Origin of the sequence: Aggregatibacter actinomycetemcomitans, from assembly GCF_003130205.1 — a bacterium.
Lineage (GTDB): Bacteria > Pseudomonadota > Gammaproteobacteria > Enterobacterales > Pasteurellaceae > Aggregatibacter > Aggregatibacter actinomycetemcomitans_A.
Genome location: NZ_NRDF01000009.1, coordinates 50,435 through 71,209 on the forward strand (window position 1 = coordinate 50,435; position 20,775 = coordinate 71,209).

General features: G+C 43.6%; 14 protein-coding genes and 1 pseudogene. 5 read left to right on the top strand and 10 right to left on the bottom strand.

Features of this window, described 5'->3' with window-relative positions; all coding sequences use genetic code 11:
• Positions 1-2: 2 nt before the first annotated feature.
• Both DK423_RS07690 and DK423_RS07695 read right to left on the bottom strand, forming a co-directional pair.
• Positions 3-554, bottom strand: coding sequence for a septation protein A (locus tag DK423_RS07690; RefSeq protein WP_005559593.1), 552 nt, complete (start codon positions 552-554; stop codon positions 3-5).
• 5 nt (positions 555-559) lie between these two features.
• Entirely contained in the window at positions 560-1,318 is a 759-nt protein-coding gene (locus tag DK423_RS07695) for a hypothetical protein (RefSeq protein ID WP_005559591.1), read from the bottom strand.
• 267 nt (positions 1,319-1,585) lie between these two features.
• Between DK423_RS07695 and DK423_RS07705 the strand changes: the two genes are divergently transcribed.
• On the top strand, positions 1,586-2,233 hold the full coding sequence (locus tag DK423_RS07705; protein ID WP_005559588.1) for an OmpW/AlkL family protein: 648 nt from the start codon (positions 1,586-1,588) through the stop codon (positions 2,231-2,233).
• Between the two features lie 62 nt (positions 2,234-2,295).
• On the opposite strand, the gene recN is transcribed toward DK423_RS07705, so the two are convergent.
• Both recN and DK423_RS07715 read right to left on the bottom strand, forming a co-directional pair.
• Positions 2,296-3,975 (bottom strand): DNA repair protein RecN, encoded by a 1,680-nt coding sequence (recN, locus tag DK423_RS07710; RefSeq protein ID WP_005559586.1) that lies wholly within the window; start codon positions 3,973-3,975, stop codon positions 2,296-2,298.
• 73 nt (positions 3,976-4,048) lie between these two features.
• On the bottom strand, positions 4,049-4,966 hold the full coding sequence (locus tag DK423_RS07715) for an NAD(+) kinase (RefSeq protein ID WP_005559584.1): 918 nt from the start codon (positions 4,964-4,966) through the stop codon (positions 4,049-4,051).
• Between the two features lie 140 nt (positions 4,967-5,106).
• On the opposite strand from DK423_RS07715, the gene grpE reads away from it, so the two are divergent.
• Positions 5,107-5,685 (top strand): nucleotide exchange factor GrpE, encoded by a 579-nt coding sequence (gene grpE / locus DK423_RS07720; RefSeq protein ID WP_005559582.1) that lies wholly within the window; start codon positions 5,107-5,109, stop codon positions 5,683-5,685.
• Between the two features lie 111 nt (positions 5,686-5,796).
• Here the strand turns inward: grpE and DK423_RS07725 are convergent.
• Both DK423_RS07725 and mnmC read right to left on the bottom strand, forming a co-directional pair.
• Positions 5,797-8,873 (bottom strand): annotated as a pseudogene (locus DK423_RS07725) (TonB-dependent hemoglobin/transferrin/lactoferrin family receptor).
• Positions 8,874-9,065: 192 nt separating this feature from the next.
• Positions 9,066-11,084 carry a bifunctional tRNA (5-methylaminomethyl-2-thiouridine)(34)-methyltransferase MnmD/FAD-dependent 5-carboxymethylaminomethyl-2-thiouridine(34) oxidoreductase MnmC gene (gene mnmC, locus DK423_RS07730; RefSeq protein WP_005559578.1) on the bottom strand — a complete coding sequence of 673 codons (2,019 nt, stop codon included), beginning with the start codon at positions 11,082-11,084 and terminating at the stop codon, positions 9,066-9,068.
• A gap of 169 nt (positions 11,085-11,253) precedes the next feature.
• Here mnmC and fabB point away from each other — a divergent pair, with 169 nt between their 5' ends.
• Both fabB and DK423_RS07740 read left to right on the top strand, forming a co-directional pair.
• Positions 11,254-12,474, top strand: coding sequence for a beta-ketoacyl-ACP synthase I (gene fabB / locus DK423_RS07735; RefSeq protein WP_061885969.1), 1,221 nt, complete (start codon positions 11,254-11,256; stop codon positions 12,472-12,474).
• 140 nt (positions 12,475-12,614) lie between these two features.
• Positions 12,615-14,462: an ATP-binding protein gene (locus DK423_RS07740; RefSeq protein ID WP_005559574.1), complete on the top strand. Its 1,848-nt coding sequence runs from the start codon at positions 12,615-12,617 to the stop codon at positions 14,460-14,462.
• Positions 14,463-14,535: 73 nt separating this feature from the next.
• Here the strand turns inward: DK423_RS07740 and mglC are convergent, their stop codons facing one another.
• The 4 genes from mglC to DK423_RS07760 all read right to left on the bottom strand — a co-directional run bounded on the left by mglC (position 14,536) and on the right by DK423_RS07760 (position 19,397).
• Positions 14,536-15,546 (bottom strand): galactose/methyl galactoside ABC transporter permease MglC, encoded by a 1,011-nt coding sequence (gene mglC / locus DK423_RS07745; protein ID WP_005559572.1) that lies wholly within the window; start codon positions 15,544-15,546, stop codon positions 14,536-14,538.
• 18 nt (positions 15,547-15,564) lie between these two features.
• Complete coding sequence (gene mglA / locus DK423_RS07750; protein WP_109043942.1) at positions 15,565-17,103, bottom strand: galactose/methyl galactoside ABC transporter ATP-binding protein MglA; 1,539 nt, start codon at positions 17,101-17,103, stop codon at positions 15,565-15,567.
• A 74-nt stretch (positions 17,104-17,177) separates the two neighbouring features.
• The gene (gene mglB, locus DK423_RS07755) at positions 17,178-18,170 is read right to left on the bottom strand and encodes a galactose/glucose ABC transporter substrate-binding protein MglB (protein ID WP_005559568.1); all 993 of its coding nucleotides are present in this window, start codon (positions 18,168-18,170) and stop codon (positions 17,178-17,180) included.
• Positions 18,171-18,383: 213 nt separating this feature from the next.
• On the bottom strand, positions 18,384-19,397 hold the full coding sequence (locus tag DK423_RS07760; protein WP_061886545.1) for a substrate-binding domain-containing protein: 1,014 nt from the start codon (positions 19,395-19,397) through the stop codon (positions 18,384-18,386).
• 241 nt (positions 19,398-19,638) lie between these two features.
• On the opposite strand from DK423_RS07760, the gene galT reads away from it, so the two are divergent.
• A complete protein-coding gene (gene galT / locus DK423_RS07765) occupies positions 19,639-20,682 on the top strand; it encodes a galactose-1-phosphate uridylyltransferase (RefSeq protein WP_061886996.1) in 1,044 nt (347 codons plus the stop codon).
• The last annotated feature ends 93 nt before the right edge of the window (positions 20,683-20,775 follow it).

Here is a 20,775-nt window from a genome sequence, read left to right on the forward strand (position 1 = left end):
ATTTATTCCTTTGTTTGTTCCTGTTCGTTTTTAGGTAAATAACGGTAAATATAAAGACCGGTAATGAAAGTGGCAACAAACGTCATGCCGATAATACCGAAGGATTTAAAATCCACCCAAATATCGTCGGAGAGATACTGGCTGATATAAATGTTCACCAGCATACACAAAATGAAGAACCCGCTCCAGCCGAGATTTACATTTTTCCACACGGCTTCCGGTAATTCGATTTCTTTACCGAGCAATTGTTTGATGAGCAGTTTTTTGAAACCAAACTGAGCGATTAATAATACCAAAGCAAAAAGGGCGTAGATAATCGTGACTTTCCATTTTAAAAATTCAAGATCGTTGAAATAAGCGGTCAGCGTACCAAAGAAAACCACCGCGCCGGCAACGAATTTTTGCTGAGTTTCAATTTTGCCGTATTTCACTTTTAAAATGATAAATTGCACAATGGTGGCAATCACCAAGGTGACTGCCGCTTCGCGAATACCCATTAATTTGTACACGGCGAAGAATAAAATAAGCGGAATAAATTCAAGGAGTTGTTTCATTTGTATTATACCTTTTGAATAAAGCGTGTGTAAAAACGGTAGGTGACAATTAATGCAAAGATATTCAAGAATGCCACCATGATACCCGTAATCAACGCCATGATTGAATTAGTTGAAAAACTGACAAGAAAATTTTCTGTCATTGGTATGAGAACATAGATGAGTAAGCAGAAAATAACTAACATAGAAACGCGCCCGATAGCAGCGCGCCATATCGTTTTTCCGGCAGTGCTCATGGTGTCATCTGTCAGCAAGTAATGCACCGGTGCTAAACAGAGGCGAATGTATAATCCAATACCGATAATGATAGCAAGTAGTGAGACGATTGATGGCTGTATTTTCTGTTGAATTGCAATTATCGCTTCGGTTAGTCCGATGAAGATTGGAATAAATATCACAAAGCTAATCAAAATTACTCCCCAAATACGTTTTAAGGTTATGGAGAAGCTGTGTTGCAATGTATTAAAGTGACGCAGACTGATTTGGTGAATACTCACCAAGCACCATGCACTGATAAAAATATAGATAATTTGTTTCAGAAAAAAGAAGATTACTAAATCTATAGCTTGTCCTTCTGACATCGCAGGAGAGATTTGTTTTTCGGTTAAGGAAATAATGATTTCATTTGGCAGCATTGACGATTGCAACAATGCTATGGTGATGATGGCAAAGAAATAGAGTGTCGACAATATAATGACGTTTTGTTTTTCATTTTGTATGAAATGGAAGCTATCTTTCATGATTTGGGTAAAGTTAATTGACATTTCATCTACTCAATTTGATGTGAAATAAAGTGTTTAATTATACTGTCCTTTTGAGATAAAAGCATAAAAAACTCCATTTTGATTTAAAACAATGCTTTCCTTACGAGGTATGAGGTAAAAATGATGTAGATTCTCCAAATTATTTTCTCTAATTTCCAAAAATTTGATTTCACATATCGGATTACTCATAAAGTGGTATATTTCACCGCGCTTAATAAACACATTTTTATTAGGGATAAACATTACAATAATTTTTAGGAGTTCATTATGCAAAAGCACAAAATTATTTTAGGTTTGGCGTCTGTTTTAGCAATGGGAGCGGTAAATGCCCATGAAGCAGGCAGCTTTATTGTTCGTGGTGGTGGTATTTTTGTTTCTGCCAACTCCGATTCAGTCACTAAAACCCCGATTAATGTGAATTTAGATGTTGGAGATAACGCACAGTTAGGTTTAACCGGCACTTATATGTTCACTGACAACTTTGGTATTGAGTTATTGGGTGCAACGCCTTTTTCCCATAAAATTAGTGCAACTGTACCGGCGCTTAAATTAGGTTTAGGTGATGTGGTTAAACTTAAACAATTGCCGCCTAGCCTGTATGCTCAATATTATTTCTTAGATCAAGATTCCGGTTCCCGTCCTTATGTCGGGGCAGGTATTAACTATACCCGCTTCTTTAGTGCAAAACCGATGGTAAGTGCTATTACTGATCTTGATGTGAAAAAACACTCTTTCAGCCCTATATTAAATGCTGGTATTGATATTAAATTAACCGATAACGTGTATCTAAATACCGCGATGTGGTACACCAAAATTAAAACAACCGCTAAATTTAAAGCGCTAGGGGCGTCTCATGAAGTAAAAGTTAAATTGGATCCTCTTGTATTCTTCACCGGTTTAGCATACCGCTTCTGATTTTCCTTCTTTTGTTTCTCATTGAAAAATTGGGCTTTCGTTGCCCAATTTTTTGTTTTCTTTTATTGTGTCGAAGTATCTAACATTTCCTGTGCGTTGGCTAAAACAGCATCGGTGATTTTGCTTCCGCCCAATAATTTCGCCAACGCTTTCACCCGTTGTTGGGCGGAAAGTGCGGTCATTTTTGTTTCCGTTTTTTGATCGACGGTGGATTTTTCCACAGAAAAATGATGTGTGCCATGGCAGGCGACTTGCGGCAAATGGGTAACGCAAATGACCTGGCATTTCTCACTGAGTTTTCGTAATAATTTTCCGACCACGTTGGCGGTGGCTCCGCTGATACCCACATCAATTTCGTCGAAAATTAAGGTCGGAATCGCCGTTTGGTTGGAGGCTTGCACCTGAATCGCTAGCGCAATGCGGGAAAGCTCACCGCCGGAAGCGATTTTGGCGAGTGGTTGGGCGGTTTGCCCCAGGTTACTTTGCAACGTGAATGTGGCGAAATCCGCGCCGTTTGCCCCGATTTTGTCGTAGTCCGTGCTCAACGTAATGAAAAATTCCGCGTGTTCCATGGCGAGCTGTTTAATGGATTTGGTCACTTGTTGCGCCAGTTTTTGCGCGCCGTTTTGGCGACTTTGATGGAGTGCGGTGGCGCTGGCAAGCATTTTTTCATGCGCCGTTTCCGCTTGCTTAATGAGTTCGTCTTCGCTGTCGGAAAACGCTTCCAACGCATTTAATTCCGCTTTTAATTGGTGGTGCAATTCTACCAATTCCTGTGGTTTTACATTATGTTTGCGTGCCAGTTGAACCGCTTGTCCCATACGTTGTTCAATATCCGCCAAGAGAGCAGGATCCTGTTCAATATTGCTGCTTAACGATTGTATTTCCGCTGCGGCTTCCTGCACCTGAATCATCGCCTCGTTAAGTAAATTTTGTACTTCCGCATAACGATTATCCAGTTCGCAAAGCTCGTCTAAATGTTTTGTGGCACGATAGAGCAGGGAATCTACGCTCACCGTTTCATTTTCGCTTAACAGTTGTAATACGGATTGCGAAAGTTGGGTCAATTCTTCGCTATTGGACAAACGGTTATGATCCGCCTCCAATTCCGCATATTCATTGGCTTTCAAATTGAATTCATCCAGTTCGCTGACTTGATATTGCAAAAGTTGCTTTCGGGCTTCATTTTCCGCACATTTTTGTTGAAAAGTTTTTACTTGCTGTTGCAAATCGCGCCAGGTTTGGTAATCCGTTTGCATCTGTTGTAAAAGGACGGGGTGATGACAAAAATTATCCACCAGCTGTAGCTGATATTCATTTTTTAATAACAATTGTGAGGCGTGTTGCCCGCTGATTTGAATGAGGTGTTGTCCGATTTCTTTGAGCTGTGCGGCAGCGACGGGAATGCCGTTAATAAAACTTTTGGAACGTCCGTCATGATTAATCATGCGACGCAAAATACATTCTTCGGGATTATCTTGATCCTGCAAGTCGTGATCCAGCAGAAATTGGTAGGCGGGATTGTTTCGGCTTATTTGAAAGGTGGCGCAAATGTCGGCGCGTTCCTGACCTTCGCGCAGCATGGCAGCTTCCGTGCGTTGCCCCAAACAAACGCCCAAGGCATCGATGGCAATGGATTTTCCTGCACCGGTTTCGCCCGTAATCACGGACATGCCTTGCATTAATTCAATGTTTAAATGGCGTACGATAGCAAAATTATTGATAGTGAGTTGGGTTAACATAAACAATCCTCTTTACTGTATGTTTGTCAGTATAATACTGTTCTAATATACAGTAAAGCGGATTTTTATTGTGCTAGGATTTATTGCGTAACCAACCTAATTTGGAACTTAATACTTTGTAATAATTGTAGTTTTTTAGATGCAGTAAGCGCAGTTTATGTTCGCTTTTTTGAATATGCACCACATCATAAGGGGAGAACGGCATGGCGATTTGGCTGTCGCAGCCCACTTCCAGTTGTGACGTATTGTATTCGGCGAAACGCATGGAAATTTTGCTGTTGCCGTCAATGACCAAAGGGCGTGAAGTCAGGGTGTGCGGAAACATCGGCACCAACGCAATGGCATCCAGTTTCGGCGTTAAAATCGGACCGCCGGCGGACAGCGAATAAGCGGTGGAACCGGTGGGGGTGGAAATGATTAAACCGTCGGAACGTTGGGAAAAGGCGAATTGATCGTTAATGTGTACATGAAAATCAATCATGTGGGCGATTTTTGCCGGGTGAATGACCGCTTCATTAACGGCGATGCCGCTTGCGACAATTTCATTATCCCGCTCAATGGAGGCTTGCAATAAAAAGCGTTCTTCCACAAAAAACTCGCCGTGTTCCAAACAGGCTTGCAACTGTGCGTAGGCGTTTTTCGGGTCAATGTCCGTTAGAAAACCTAAGTTTCCGCGATTAATGCCGATAAGCGGAATGTCGTATTTGGCAAGGATTCGCGCACGCCCCAGCATATTGCCGTCACCGCCGATAACAATGGCAAGCTGCGCTTCGCTGCCGATTTCATCGACGGACGCCAAGTGTTCTGGCGGAAGTTCGATTTTTTCCCCGATTTCCCGCTCAACCAGAACGTGATAACCGTGCTCCAACAGCCAAAAAAACAAGTTTTTATGCATTTGCAGGTTTAGGTCATTTCTCGGTTTCCCCACCAAACCAATGGTCTGAAATGACGTGTGTAAAGTTTGCGGTTTCACCGCATTTAAGGTATCCATATTTATCTTGTGATTAACTTGAATTCGGAAAATTGGGCATTATATTACAACAGAACGCCTTTTGCTTGCCAGTCGGCGCACATGGTAAGTTTAAGATTTTTTGCTATAATCGCCCAAATTTGACTCAAGGAGAAATAAGAATGACAAACCACCAAAGCGCAGATAATCAGCACGAATTGGAACAAGAGATGCAACAGGAAGACGTTGTTGATGAGGTAAAAGAACAGGGTGAAGACCCGCTGGAAGAAGCCATTGCGCGCGTTCAGGAGTTAGAAGCGCAACTTGCCGAAACGTCAAAAAAAGAACAGGATTTATTGCTACGCACCCGTGCCGAAATTGATAATATCCGTCGTCGTACCGAACAAGACATTGAAAAAGCGCATAAATTTGCTTTGGAAAAATTTGCCAAAGACATTTTAAATACCATTGATAACTTAGAACGCGCACTCGCCACCTCGGCAAATACCGAAGATGAAAGCGTAAAAGCGCTGTTTGATGGCGTTAAACTGACTTTAAAAGAATTATTGGCAACGGTTGCCCGTTTCGGTATTGAACCTGTCGGCGCCGTCGGTGAAGCCTTCAACCCGGAATTACACCAAGCCATTTCCATGCAACCGGCGGAAGGCTTTGAAAGCAACCAAATCACCGCCGTATTACAAAAAGGTTATCTATTAAACGGACGAGTCATCCGCCCGGCAATGGTGATGGTAGCGGCGTAAACTAATGCCAAATCAAATAAAAGTGCGGTCGTTTTGAAAAACGTTTTTTAAAACGACCGCACTTTTGAGGCAAAAGAAAAGGGGAAGCGAGGGCTTCTCCTTTTTGTTTGGTTAGAATTCAAGTTGCATTGAAAGTCTATAATTACGACCCGGTGCATTGAAGCGGTTGATACCCAATCCGCTCTTTTGGTCAATCAGATTACTTGTACCAAACGGGCGAATTGATCTTGCAGAATCCCAAGTAATATATTTTCTGTTTGTGAGATTATATACTCCGGCCCTTAAAGTTAAGTTTTTGATTGGTTTAATATAACCAAGTAAATCAATCGTTGTATAAGAATTACTACGCCATTTGATGGAGCTGTCCTTTTTACCCTCCTCTTTGTGGTACATGTTGTAAGTATCTTTAGCTTGTTTTGCTCCGGCATGAGTTATATATAAATCTAAACCGAATTTATCATCAGAATGAACATAACCTATACCATAAACAGCAGTTCTGGGCTGAATTGCGTTCATCGGAATACCGCCATCCATTCTCCCTTTTTGGTAAGTGTATTTATAACTTAAATTAAATCCATTAAGGATTTTTGCCAAATCATTCAAAGAAATTTGAGATACGATTTCAAAGCCCGTTACTTTTGCATTAGGTCTGTTTATATTTTGATATACATTAAACGGGCGTAACTTGGAATGCCCTTGTAGTTGTTTGTTGCCTTTGTATACCAAATCAATGAAGTTATTATATCGGGTCTCAAACACAGACGTAGAAACATAGCCCATATCATTATGTAAGGTTATAGACAATTCTTTAGTTTTTGCTGTTTCTTGCGCAAGATCCTTATTGGGTAATACAGAGAAATCAGGGTGTTTAAAGGTAAAATAAATTTCATCACCAGTTGGCGCCCGGAATGCTTTGCTATATTTCGCCTGCAAACGTAACCAATCCAGTGGATCTACCGTCGTATTCAATGAATACGAGCTGGCAGAGAACTTTTTCGGCTGTGCAATTTTTTTGATATTCGCGTTTGCGTTAGCTTCCCGTCTTGCCTGATTTTCAGGAGATGTTAAATCGGATGGATCAAACTTTGGATCTGTTATATACAGATTAGTTACCAGATCATCAGGAATTTTTGGAGTGACGCCGGGGATATATTCCGGATTATATTTCACACGGTCATAACGGTAACCGATACCGAAACTTATGTAATCATTTAATTTGAAATCGTCAATAAAGTATAGTGCGCCTGTTTTAGTTTTCACAGGAATTAGGAAAGAATAAACATTCTTTCTATTGCAAAGTGCATTGTAGCGATCCGGATTACTTATTGAAGGTGAACAATCTTTAGGATATTGAGCCCACCACTTTATATTTCTAGCACTGATGCCTGAAATATTTATCATTTCTTTTTTAGACTCTGCCCACAACCCACCATAGGACAGATCATGTTCTGTACCGGAGATTTCAATATGCTTTGTTAAATCAATATTGATCTGCTTTGTTTTGGTTGTAAGATCACGCTGAGTCCATAAGTTTTCTTGATAGCCGGATTTATTTGGCACGAAGAATACCGGTCCGCTTAATTGATCCTTACTCATTATTTTAGTTTTGGCATATTTTTTACCATCACGTTCAAAAACTTCGAATGGAATATCAACCGGTGTTCCATCACGTTGAAAACCTCCAATCGTTTTTTTATTACAGTTTATAGCATCACAGCTTAATATATGTGAAGTATTTGTTGTCAGAGTTTGTTCATCACCAATGACCTCTTCCGATTTTAAATCGTATTCTTTTCCGTTTATTTCAAAGGATTTTTTAGCCGGTGCTCCGGGGATTTTCAATTCAACAGTACAGAAATTACTCGGATCTGTTTCGTCTTCTTCACAGTATTTAGAATATTTTACCCCCGGATATTTTTGTTCCAGTACATGCCATTGTGCTTTTTGCCACCGGTATTTTGCAGTGCTACTTGGATCTAAAGGGACTTGCTCTTTTATTGTTTTTGTTTGTGCCGGAGTATTTGTATATTTGGCTAATTTATTATCACTACCGACAAGTTTATTGTCCTCATTATATTTCATACCTAACTTATTTTGTGAGGTAGGGCACTTATCATTTCCATCGCAATAATCATCTGTTCTTGCTCGGGTTGTAATTTTTTGTTGGGAATAGGTGATTTTCAACGTATCCCAAAGCGGTGTTGTTGTGAAGTTTTCATAAGTAAAGGCGAATTTTTACGTTCTACTTTATCATTGGTGTGACGTAACTCTTCCTCATCATAGGTTCTAAATTGAGTATTTGGCTTTAATGTGTAAGAAAAATCATGTCCTTTAGAGGTTTGCTTATATAAATCTGCCATAACGGAGAAACGGTGATTATCTGTTGGTTGAAATGCGAATTTCAACAATGTACTGTCTAAGGTACGGCGATAGGGATCGGCCTTCTCTCTGGTTTTTCCCTGAACTCTCTCGTTGTAGTTTTTGTAACCGAAGTTTTCTAATTCATGTCCTTTGCGTGATGTAAGAACAGCAATCGCGTCAAAATATTTATAGCGACCGGCAAGCGTTAGCGTATTGAGATTTTGATTATCTGCTGTGTTGTAGCCCCGCTTGTAGGAAGCATAATAGTTTTTATCGGTCAAATAGTCGCGTGCATCTTTGGTTTCAAAACTGACCGAACCACCTAATGCGCCACTACCTGATTTTAAAGAATCGGCCCCTTTTCGGATCGTAACTTGTTTTAGTGTCTCAATTTCTGCACTATTACGTGTATTATTAAAATTACCGTAACCTTCAAATAATTCTTTAAAACCTTGTGATGAGATGGTTTCTGCTTGTGCCAGTCCGTCAATTTGAATCGCCACCCGATTTTCTTCCACACCACGCACAGCAAAGCCGCTATTGCCGAAACGCCCAGCTTCGACTACCGTTACACCGGTGTCATAACGAACCAAATCTTTTACATCTTGAGCTTGTTGCTTTTCTAATTTTTTCGCACTTTTAACCGTTTCACCGATTTTGGGCGGGGTTCTATCATCAGAATTTCCATTGCCTTCACTGCTACCTGAAACCACAATCTCATTTAATTTTTCCTGTTTGTCGTTTTCGGCATAGGCAGTTGAAATACTTAAAGCAAGGAAAATAATATGAGAGGAGAGGGTAGGTAGCCTAAATTTTAATTTACTCATATGTGACCTTCGGTATGCGAATTTTACTTCTGTGGATAAATGAAAATAATTCGCGTAATGATAATGAAATTCGTTTCCTTTGCAAGGATAAAGATAAGTTATATTAGACTTATTTGATATATGTCATGATTGTTTGGGTTTTGCAGAAAATCAGCCTATTCGCTGGAATAGGCTTTCATATCATGCAGGTATTTAGAGATTTTCAAGAGACGTACCTTTCAGCAGTTTACGTATCCAGCTGCGACTTGCTGATAGGTGGTGAATTAAGTTTTCACTCAGCGGGAGCGGTTCATTGTGGATTAATGATGCCAAGGTTTCGCCCAGGATCGGAGCGGAGGTTAAGCCGCGTGAACCGAGGCCGCCGATTAAGTAAAGGTTCGGATAATAGGCGGCGGGTGGGATTGGCTGTTTGCGGCGACGGAGATTAAATAGATTTTTGTAATCCGCACATTGGCGATCGAAGTCAGGTACGTTGCCCATCATCGGAATACGATCCCGTACGGCGCAACGCACGCCGATTCGTGCCAAATTGGCGGAGGTATCCACGTCCTTCACCCAAGACATTTCGGCTAAATTTCGTTGGATTTTTTCCTGATTTTCCCGCTGTTCCTGCTCTCTAAAGCGACGATCGGCGCAATCACGCACATGACTGGCACCGATGCAATGGCTGGTTTTTGCCCGATCCGCCGGGGTGAGGTAACCGTCGTAACAGAGCACGGATTTCAGTTTCAGTAAATTTGCCGAGGTAGGAATTTGGCTGACCTGACCGCGCACGGCGTAGAGCGGCAAATGTTGTGTTTGCGGGAACCGATGAAGCTGATGACCGTTCGCCAGCATCACAATTTGATGCTGAAATTGCTCACCCCGTTCATTGGTGAGTTGCCAGTGTTCGTTCCGCCATAAAAGTGCGGTCATTTTTTCCCGCGTTTTTATGGTCAACCCCTGTTTTTCCAAATGCGTAAAAAGATTTTGCACCAGTTGTTGTGGGGCGAGCCATGCCCCTTGGGGGATAAATCCACCGCCACAAGGCAGCGGCAAGCCGACTTTCTCGCTTAGTTCTGCCTGCGTTAAGGTTTGATAAAGCGCGGTGGGCAAGCGATATTGCGAAATGTGGTGTAATTTGACCGCACTTTTTTCGTTATAGCCGCACAATGCCACGCCGCAAAATTCATGTTCAAAGTCAATTCGTTTTTCCGCTTCGTGTAGCAGTTGTAAGCCGTAAGCAAAGGCGTGAATGTAAAAGCGAATGTTGCGTTCGTCATCATCACTAAGTTGCGGATAAAAGGCGCCTTGTTTGTTGCCGGAAGCGTTCATCGCCGGTTGCGGGTCTTCGCAATATAAGGTGACTTTAGCACCGCGTTGCATTAAGGAAAGGGTAGTAAACACCGATGCCACGCCTCCGCCGATAATGGCAACATCGGCTTTTTCTTGAAACTCTGCCGCTTGCGGAAGATACCAGGGCGTAAAAAGTGCGGTGGGTTTTACAAGCGTTTTTTCGCCCGCCAGACATTCCCGTTTTTTGCCGTAACCTTTGCGTTTTTGCACGCTGAATCCCGCATTTTCCAAGCCCTTGCGCACCGCGCTTGCTGTGGTGAAGGTGGCGAAGGTGCCGTGCGGTTTGGTATAGCGATACATTTGTGCGTACAGTCCTTCGTTCCACATTTCGAGATTTTTGCTCGGCGCGAAACCGTCTAAAAACCAAGCGTCGATTTTCTCCCGCATATAATCACCAAGTTGCGGCAAATTAGCGTGAATATCGCCGAACCATAAATCAAGGGTGGTTTCTTCAAAATGAAAACGATAGCAGCCTTCAATGGGTTCCAGCCAATACGCCTGTAGTTGTTCGGTGAGGGCGGTAAATTGCGGGTAATGCGCATGAGCGTGTTTTAAGGCTTGCGAGCTCAGCGGGTATTTTTCAAAAGAAAGGAAAAATAAACGTTGTAATTTCGCTCGTGGAAATTGGTGGCGAAATTCGCGAAAGAGGGTAGTTACGGCAAAAAAGTTCAGCCCCGTGCCGAAGCCGGTTTCCGCAATGACGAAATGTGCCTGTTCATGGTGTTGCCAGCGCTGCCATAATCGGTTTCCTTGTTGGAAAACGTAACGACTTTCTTCCAATCCGTCCTGATTGGAAAAATAGACGTCATCAAATTGGTTGGAAACGGGCGTGTTTTCTTGGTTAAACCTGATGTCGGCGTGAGTAATAACGCGCATTGGACTTGCTTTCCTCTGTTAATTTTCAAGATGGCTATATGATACGCCGATTCTGCCTAACTGGTCTAACGTTATAATTAATGCTTGCAATATTTTGATTTCATAGTAAATTGCCTTTCAGCTAACATATGTAAGTCGAATTTCCCTCTAACAGATTAAGGAACAGAGAATGAAAAGAGTCGTAATTACCGGATTTGGTATCATTTCAAGTATTGGTAACAATAAAGAAGAAGTATTGGCTTCGTTAAAAGCCGGTAAATCCGGTATCGAAGTGGTTCCCGAATTTATCGAAATGAAAATGCGCAGCCAGGTGGCGGGCACCGTTAAACTTAACCCGAGCGAGTTAATTGATCGCAAAATTTATCGTTTCATGGGTGATGCCGCCGCTTATGCGTATCTTTCTATGAAAGAAGCCATCGAAGATGCCGGCTTAACGGAAGAACAGGTCTCTAACGAACGCTCCGGTTTGGTGATCGGCGCAGGTACGGGTTCCGCCCATAACCAATTAATTGCTTGTGACGCCGTACGCGGTCCGCGCGGAGTGAAAGCCATCGGCCCTTATGCGGTAACCAAAACCATGGCGTCCAGCGTGTCCGCCTGTTTGGCGACCCCATATAAAATCAAAGGTGTCAGTTACAGTATCAGTTCCGCGTGTGCCACTTCCGCACACTGTATCGGTAACGCTTACGAATTAATTCAATTAGGCAAACAAGACATCGTTTTCGCCGGTGGCGCGGAAGAGTTATCTTGGGAATGCGCCACTGAATTCGACGCCATGGGTGCCGTTTCAACCAAATACAACGACACCCCGACCAAAGCCTCCCGTGCCTACGATGCTAATCGTGACGGCTTCGTGATTGCCGGCGGCGGCGCGGTTGTGGTGGTAGAAGAATTGGAACACGCGTTAGCACGCGGTGCGAAAATTTATGCGGAAATCGTGGGCTATGGCGCCACTTCCGACGGCTATGATATGGTTGCACCGAGCGGTGAAGGCGCAGAACGCTGTATGAAACAAGCGATGGCAGGTTTGGATGCGCCAATCGATTACATCAACGTACACGGTACCTCTACTCCGGTGGGTGACGTGAAAGAATTGGGTGCAATTAAGAATGTATTCGGCAATAAAATCCCGGCAATTTCTTCCACTAAATCCATGACCGGTCACTCTTTAGGCGCAGCCGGCGCCCATGAAGCCATTTATACGTTGTTAATGTTACACAATGATTTCATCGCGCCAAGCATTAACATTGAGACCCTGGACGAACAGGCGCAAGGTTGTAACATCGTCACTGAAACTGTCGAAAACGCCGGTTTGCAGACCGTGATGTCCAACAGCTTCGGCTTCGGCGGTACTAACGCCAGCCTCGTGTTCAAACGTTACAACGGTTAATCTCTCGGGGTGATTTTTCTCTTAAAGTGCGGTCGAAATTCACAGTGTTTTTCGACCGCACTTTTTTGTTTGTGCAAAACTTCTCCGCATATTTGCTGTAGGGTACAATACCCACCGTTTTTCTCTTGTTACGGAATGCTATGAAAAATCTTAAAGACTTTGTTCGACGCTATGTGGATTGGGTGATCCGTCTCGGGCGCATTCGCTTTTCTTTGCTTGGCGTGATGGTGCTGGCGGTGCTTGCACTTTGTACGCAAATTCTGCTTAGTTTGTTGGTAATGGGGGAAATTCTTTGGGCAGATGTGGCACGCTCCATTGTGTTCGGTTTGATTTCTGCGCCTTTTGTGATTTATTTTTTCACGGTATTGGTGGAAAAACTGGAACACTCCCGTCAGGCGCTTTCGTGTTCCGTAGAAGAGCTGCGCAGAGAAGTTCAAGAACGGGTATCGGCGGAGAAAAAATTATCGGAAGTCTTGGATAACCTGGAAAAAATCAACCGCGATAAAACCACTTTGATGACTACCATCAGTCACGAGTTACGCACGCCGTTAAACGGCATTATCGGCTTGAGCCGCATTTTATTGGAAGAAAATCCCTCCGAACGACAACAAAATTACCTTAAAACCATCAACAGCAGTGCCCTTTCTCTCGCCCATATTTTTAGTGACATCATTGATTTAGAAAAAATTGATGCGAAACGTATTGAACTCAATCGTAAAGCCACGGATTTATACGCGTTGCTCAATGACATTGCCAATTTCGCGTTATTAATGACGGAAGAAAAGCATTTGCAATTTCAATTGGCTTGCCCGCCGACGCTACCTAATTGGCTGATGTTGGACGGCGTGCGGTTAAACCAAGTGCTGTGGAATTTAATCAATAACGCGGTGAAATTCACTCAACGGGGCAGCGTTACCTTATCTGTGGAGCAGACAGCAGAGGAAGAATTTGCGTTGCGCGTAATCGACACCGGCATCGGTATTGCCGAGCAGGATTTGCAGAAGATTTTTGAACTGTATTATCAAGCCGGTTCTGATGCTAATAAATCCTTAGGCAGCGGCATCGGGTTGTCCGTGTCAAAAACCATTGCACAACTGATGGGCGGCGATTTAACCGTCAGTAGCGAAGTAGGCAAAGGTTCGACCTTCTTATTTACGTTCAAAGCCCGACAAGCTATCAAGCCGGTAGAAGAAGACAAATATTTGCCGCTAAAACTAAATATTCTTTTGGTAGAAGATATTGAAGTGAATGTGGTGGTGGCGAAATCTATGTTGGAAAAATTGGGTTATCAAATTGATGTCGCCATGACCGGTGCCGAAGCCATTCGCAAATTTGAACAAAATTACTACGATCTGGTGTTTCTGGATATTCAGCTGCCCGATATGTCAGGCTTTGATATTGCCACCCATTTCCGCCAAAACTACGAAAACGGCGCTTATGATTTTCTCCCGCCGCTCATTGCACTTACGGCAAATGTGGTGCAGAAAAAACAGGAATATCTGGCGCAAGGCATGGACGATGTGATTCATAAGCCGCTCTCTTTGGAGGAACTGAGACATTGCCTGCACGATTATTTCGGTGAAGAACCGGCTCAATTCAACTTGCCGAACAATAAACTGCAAGCGGAATCTGTGGAGCTGGATACGAAAATGCTCACGGAACTGGTGGAAATGCTGGGGGCGGATTTCGTGAAAAACAATCTCGCTTTATTCGAGCAAACCATGCAGGATTATGTCACCAAGCTGCAACAGACCTACCAGGCATATTTGAACGATCCGTACACCCAACCGGAGGTGCTTTCCATCGCCCATAAAATCAAAGGTGCGCTGGCTTCCATGGGGCTAAAACGCTTACAACTAATTGCCGCACAGGCACAGAATGCCGACACGCCGGATTGGCAGGGCAATATCGCCCATTGGGTGAGTCTGCTGGCAAAAGAATGGCAAACGGATGTAGCGAAATTGCGGGCGTGGCTGGCAGGTTATTAATCGAAAAACGGTTGGAACAACGACCGCACTTCAAAAAGTGCGGTCGTTCTTTATGGCGTTTTTCTGCAGAAGATTATTTTTTCTTCGCGTATTTCAAGGAGTCGATGGCAACGGCAAGGATGATGATACTACCTTTGATGATGTATTGCCAGTAAGGGTTGACACCGATGTAGGTTAAGCCGTAGTTGATGACGGTGAAGATAATCACCCCGGTAATTACGCCGATAACCGTGCCCACACCGCCGGCGAAGGAGACGCCGCCCACTACGCAGGCTGCGATGGCGTCTAATTCGTACATGAAACCGAGGTTGTTGGTGGCACTGCCGATACGACCGGCTTCCAACATACCGCCGAAGGCGTAGAACATCCCTGCGATGATATAGATCACCACGAGGTTGCGCGCTACGTTGACGCCGGACACTTTTGCCGCTTCCGGGTTGCCGCCGATAGCGAAGATGTTTTTCCCGAAGCGGGTTTTGTTCCACATGACCCACACCAGGAAAGCACAAACGGCGGCGTAAATGGTGATGTAGGAAAGTTTAAATGAGCCGATGCGGAAGAAACCTTGGGCAAAGGTGGAGAAGTTTTCGCTGAAACCGGCAATCGGGGAGCCGCCCACGGCATCGTAATACAGGGAGTTGAAACCGTACACGATGATCATGGTGCCCATGGTGGCGATAAACGGTGTGACGTTCAGATAAGCGATAACCAAACCGTTGATCAAACCGATAACCGCACCCACGGCACAGACCGCAAGAATGACCACCGGAATCGGAATTTCACCCAAATCCGGGAACACGCGGTTCATGTTTTCCATGGATTGCAACATGGTGGCGGAAATTACCGCCGCCAAACCGACCTGACGACCGGCGGATAAGTCAGTGCCTTGTGTCACCAACAAGCCGGCAACCCCAAGGGCGATGATTAAACGCACGGAGGATTGGGTGAGAATGTTACTGAAGTTCATTAAGTTAAGAAATGACGGATCTTGTGCGATGATGATGCCAAGTAAAATCAATAACACAAAATAAATCGCATTCTGTTTCAGAAAATCAAAGGATTTATTTTTTTCTAAAGCACTCATAATGTACTCCTTTCTTATTTATAAATATTTTGCCGCAAGTTGCAAAATTTCTTCTTGTGAGGTTTTCGTCGTTTCCACAATACCGGCGACTTTACCATTACTCATCACCAGAATTCGGTCGGTCACCCCAAGTAATTCAGGCATTTCGGAAGAAATCATGATGATGCCTTTGTCTTTTTTAGCGAGTTCCTGAATGAGTTGGTAAATTTCAAATTTTGCGCCGATGTCGATACCGCGGGTCGGTTCGTCCAGCATGAGAATTTCCGGTTGGGTTAATAACCAACGTCCGATAATCACTTTTTGCTGGTTGCCGCCGGAAAGGGAGCCGATGGTGGTTTTGTGGGACGGTGTTTTTACGTTCATGGAATAAATCACCCATTGGGTGTCGCTACGCATTTTTTTGTTGCTCAGTAATTTCCAGGGAGTGAGATAAGATTTCATATTGGAAATCAAGGAATTGAATTCAATACTTAAACTGGAATAAATCCCGGTGGAGCGGCGTTCTTCGGTCACCAGCGCAAAACCGTTATTGATGGCTTCAAGTGCGGTGTGATTTTTCACTGTTTTTCCGTGCAAGGTAATGGCGCCGCTTTTTAGTTCACGCACGCCAAAAATGGCTTCCACCACATCCGTGCGTTTTGCCCCAACCAAGCCGGCGATACCTAAAATTTCGCCCTTGCGCAAATTGAATGACACGTCTTGGATGGACGGCTGATTAAGTGCGGTCAGATTTTCTACCGTTAAAATCACTTCTTTCGGCGTATTGGTTTTTTCCGGGAAACGTTGGGTCAGTTCACGACCTACCATCATGGAAACGATTTGTTCCATGGTGGAGCCTTTCACCGGCACGGTGTTAATCCATTTGCCGTCGCGTAAAATAGTGATTTCGTCACAAATTTTGAAAATTTCATCCATTTTGTGGGAAATATAAATAATGCCGCAACCGCGATCTTTGAGTTTTTGAATGATTTTAAACAGATGCTCCACTTCTTTTTCGGAAAGGGAGGAGGTGGGCTCATCCATAATCACGATTTTCGTGTTATAAGAAAACGCTTTCGCAATTTCGATCATCTGCATTTGAGAAACGGAAAGTTTCGCCACTTTTTCTTTCGGATCAATATCAATATCCAATTCGTCAAAAATGGCTTTGGTATCACGATACATTTTGGCGTGATCCACAAACGGGCCTTTCAGCGGATAACGACCGAGCCACAGGTTATCCATTACGCTGGTTTGACGCACCAGATTCAATTCTTGGTGCACCATGGAAATGCCGTTTTCCAGGGCTTCTTTTGAGGTTTTAAAGTTAACGGGCTTGCCTAAAAATAAAATATTGCCTTCATCTTTAGTATAAATACCAAATAAACATTTCAGCAGTGTGGATTTACCCGCACCGTTTTCCCCCATCAATGCGTGTACAGAATGTGAACGGACGGTCAGATTTGCGTGATCTAAGGCTTTGACGCCCGGAAACGATTTGCTGACATCCGTCATCGTAAGCAGCACTTCACCGCTTTGGCTTTGGTTTCCGCTTGGACTTTGATTTTGTTCTGTCATATCCAACCTCACAAAAAAGGGGGAAGAGACTTCATCAGTGTCTATGCCTTCCCCCTGAATTTAAAACAAGTGATTTATTTTAAGAATTGAGACAAGTTGTCTTTATCTACACCAACATAAGGAATGCGCACAACGCGATCTTTAAGCTCCCATTTGGTGCTTTCGGTCGCCGGTTTGCCGTTTGCCAGGTTGTTGGATAAATCCACAATCGCTTTACCTTGAGTCGCGCCGTCATTCAATACGGTACCTGCAATGTCGCCTTTCTTGATGAGTTGTAATACTTCAGGCAACGCATCTACCCCGAAAATCGGTAATTTTTTGTCGTGTGCTTTGGTTGCTTCCAATGCGCCCATCGCCATGCCGTCGTTGTTGGAAATAATGACTTCAATTGCATTGGCTTTAGAGCTGGATAACCACGCATCCACTTTGTCTTTCGCCAGTGCCGTATCCCACATACCGGTGTCGATAAAGAGCTGTTCCGTTGGAATGCCTTGTGCATTTAATTGCTCAATCACATATTTTGTGCGCGCTTCTGCGTCGGGGTGACCCGGTTCGCCTTTTAATAACACATATTGGATTTTGCCGTCTTTATTTAAGTCTAATGCCGGCATGGCTTTCCATTGTTTGGCGATTAAATCCCCTTGGATTAAACCGGATTCTTTTGGATCCGTACCCACATAATAAGCGTTTTCATAGCTGCCAATGACTTTTGCGCCCGGATCTTTGTTGAAGAACACCACCGGGATATTATCCGGTTTGGCTTTGCCGATAATTGTCGGTGCGGCAGAAGGGTCAACCAAGTTGATGGCAAGCGCTTTCACGCCTTTGGAAAGTAGCACGTCCACCTGGTCGTTTTGGATAGATTGTGCGTTTTGAGAATCATTCATCAGCAGTTTTACGTTTTGTAATTGTTCTGCATTTTTTTGAATTTCTTTCCGCATTAAAGACATGAAATTGTCATCATATTTGTAAATGGTTACACCGATACGGGTTTCTGCTTGTGTTGTACTGATGCCGATACCAAAAACTATCGAGAAAACCACCGCACTTAATACTGTTTTTTTCATACTAGATGTTCTCCATTGACTGTTTTAAAATTGGAAGAGGTATTTAACATGATAATTTTTAAGGAATTATTATCAATTCTTACCTTTTACACTGCAATCGGTACTCAGGTAATTGGGCGTAGAATACAGTTTTTTATGTTTCAAGACTGTGATCATATTCACATTTATGAAAACGATTACATCTTTAATGTAAAAAATAGTTAAAATTTAGCGTTATTCTCCCGTGTGATGTACATTTTCGACGGAAAAACGTTGAACCAAGGTCGGATTGAATTGGGGGTTAATGGGCAGGCAAATGTCCATATCCACCAGACCTAACGCCAGTTTTGCTGCATAATTCGCCATGAGATCAATGGGATAGCGAATAGTAGTTAGTTTCGGCACCAAATAGCGGGCGATAGGCATATCGTCAAAGCCGATAATGGAAAATTGCTTCGGCACTTTGATATTGTTTTCATTTAAGACGGATAATGCACCTGCCGCCATAGAATCGTTATACGCTACCACTGCCGTGAGATTATCGTTATAACTCAATAGGTTAATCATGGCTTCTTCCCCGCCTTCAAAATCCGGTGAATTATGCACAATGGCGTTTTCCACAATGGGAATACCGTGTTCGGTCAGGGCATTCAAATAGCCCTGTTTACGTTCCGTTTCATCGTTGATTTTATGATTGGAGCCGATGTAACCGATATGCCGATGACCGGCTTGAATCAAGGTGTTGGTGGCGATAAACGTGCCTTTTCGGTTGTCCAGACTGACGCAGCGTGATTCATAACCTTGAATGCAGCGATTGATAATCACCATGCCGGGAACCAAATCCAAGTATTCCGTCAGGGTTTGATCGTCTAAAGCTTTAGAATGCACCACCAAACAATTGCAACGTTTACGTAACAGGGTATCAATGGCATCGCGTTCTTTTTCCGCCTGATGGTATCCCATGCCGATCAAAATATTTTTACCGTGCTCCATTGCCACATGATCCACTGCTTTGACCAAAATGGCGAAAAACGAATCCGTTACGTCGGTCACCACCACGCCTAGGGTATCGGAACTTTGCGAAGCCAGTGCCTGCGCATTGGCATTAGGACGATAGCCCAATTGCTCAATGGCATTTAACACTAAATGACGGGTTTTGTCCTTCGTTGAAGGGTGATTGTTTAATACTCTGGAGACCGTTGCAACAGATACGCCGGCTTGGTTGGCGACATCTCGAATTGTGACCATGGAATACCTTTATTATGTCGTTAAAATTAGGCAAATCATAATCCTAAATTTTTCTTTTTGAAAACGCTTACTTTAAAAATTGCCGGGTTTGTCACAAAATTTTCCGTGTCTTTATAATAAAACATAGGCTAAATTTATTTTTGTGATCCCGCTAACAGTTTATTTCGTTAAATATGGTATGGTATGGCATATTTTTTGTAATCGTTTTCATAAGCTAAAAATCAATTTATCGAGGCACATTATGACAACCGTTTTTGACCCGACCGAACATCCCCATCGCCGATATAACCCGTTGATTGACCAGTGGGTTTTGGTTTCTCCCCACCGTGCCAAACGCCCTTGGCAAGGGCAGCAGGAAAAAGTGAATGAAGAACAAAAACCGAGTCATGACCCGAGCTGCTATCTTTGCCCGTGTAATAAACGTATTACCGGTGAACCGAACCCTGATTATCACAAGCCTTACGTATTCAAAAACGATTTTTCCGCGCTGTTGGAAGATACGCCGGCGCCGCAGCAGAACGATAATCCGCTGTTCCAAAGTTCGCAAGCCCGTGGCGAAAGTCGTGTGATTTGCTTCTCGCCCGACCACAGCAAGACGCTGCCATTATTGACCGCACTTGAGATCGAAGAGGTGATAAAAGTATGGCAGGAACAACTCCGTGAACTGGGGCAAAAATACCAATGGGTACAGATTTTTGAAAATAAAGGTGCCGCAATGGGTTGTTCCAACCCGCACCCGCACGGTCAAATCTGGGCGAACAGCTTCCTGCCGAACGAAGTGTCCAGGGAAGATAAAGCGCAATGCCAATATTATGAAAAACACGGTGCCGTGCTGTTGGTGGATTACGTTCAACAGGAATTGGCACGAAAAGAACGCATCGTGGTGGAAACCGCACATTGGCTTGCTGTCGTCCCTTACTGGGCGGTTTGGCCTTTTGAAACCTTGTTATTGCCGAAAGCGCATGTTAAACGCCTAACGGAATTAAACGATGCACAAGCGAAAGATTTAGCGGTGATTCTGAAAAAACTCACCACTAAATATGACAACCTGTTTGAAACCTCCTTCCCGTATTCCATGGGCTTCCACGCCGCCCCGTTTAACGGCGAAGAAAACGCATATTGGCAACTGCACGCCCATTTTTACCCGCCGCTTTTACGTTCCGCCACCGTACGCAAGTTTATGGTGGGCTACGAAATGCTCGGTGAAAGCCAACGCGATTTAACAGCGGAACAGGTGGCGGAAAGATTGCGTGCGTTGAGTGACGTGCATTATAAAGTGCGGTGAAATTTCACATCGTTTTGTAGATACTGTCTCCCAGCCCCAAAGTCAAATGTTTTTTCACTAAGCTAAACAAACTTGTGGTTGGTAAAAAGTTTT

Bases quoted from the DNA above. Each gene is read 5' to 3' on its own strand.
- mglC (WP_005559572.1), bottom strand. From the start codon at position 15,546: ATGAGTGCTTTAGAAAAAAATAAATCCTTTGATTTTCTGAAACAGAAT.
- mnmC (WP_005559578.1), bottom strand. From the start codon at position 11,084: ATGCGCGTTATTACTCACGCCGACATCAGGTTTAACCAAGAAAACACG.
- galT (WP_061886996.1), top strand. From the start codon at position 19,639: ATGACAACCGTTTTTGACCCGACCGAACATCCCCATCGCCGATATAAC.
- DK423_RS07760 (WP_061886545.1), bottom strand. From the start codon at position 19,397: ATGGTCACAATTCGAGATGTCGCCAACCAAGCCGGCGTATCTGTTGCA.
- mglB (WP_005559568.1), bottom strand. From the start codon at position 18,170: ATGAAAAAAACAGTATTAAGTGCGGTGGTTTTCTCGATAGTTTTTGGT.
- DK423_RS07715 (WP_005559584.1), bottom strand. From the start codon at position 4,966: ATGGATACCTTAAATGCGGTGAAACCGCAAACTTTACACACGTCATTT.
- DK423_RS07740 (WP_005559574.1), top strand. From the start codon at position 12,615: ATGAAAAATCTTAAAGACTTTGTTCGACGCTATGTGGATTGGGTGATC.
- mglA (WP_109043942.1), bottom strand. From the start codon at position 17,103: ATGACAGAACAAAATCAAAGTCCAAGCGGAAACCAAAGCCAAAGCGGT.
- grpE (WP_005559582.1), top strand. From the start codon at position 5,107: ATGACAAACCACCAAAGCGCAGATAATCAGCACGAATTGGAACAAGAG.
- DK423_RS07705 (WP_005559588.1), top strand. From the start codon at position 1,586: ATGCAAAAGCACAAAATTATTTTAGGTTTGGCGTCTGTTTTAGCAATG.
- recN (WP_005559586.1), bottom strand. From the start codon at position 3,975: ATGTTAACCCAACTCACTATCAATAATTTTGCTATCGTACGCCATTTA.
- DK423_RS07690 (WP_005559593.1), bottom strand. From the start codon at position 554: ATGAAACAACTCCTTGAATTTATTCCGCTTATTTTATTCTTCGCCGTG.
- fabB (WP_061885969.1), top strand. From the start codon at position 11,254: ATGAAAAGAGTCGTAATTACCGGATTTGGTATCATTTCAAGTATTGGT.
- DK423_RS07695 (WP_005559591.1), bottom strand. From the start codon at position 1,318: ATGTCAATTAACTTTACCCAAATCATGAAAGATAGCTTCCATTTCATA.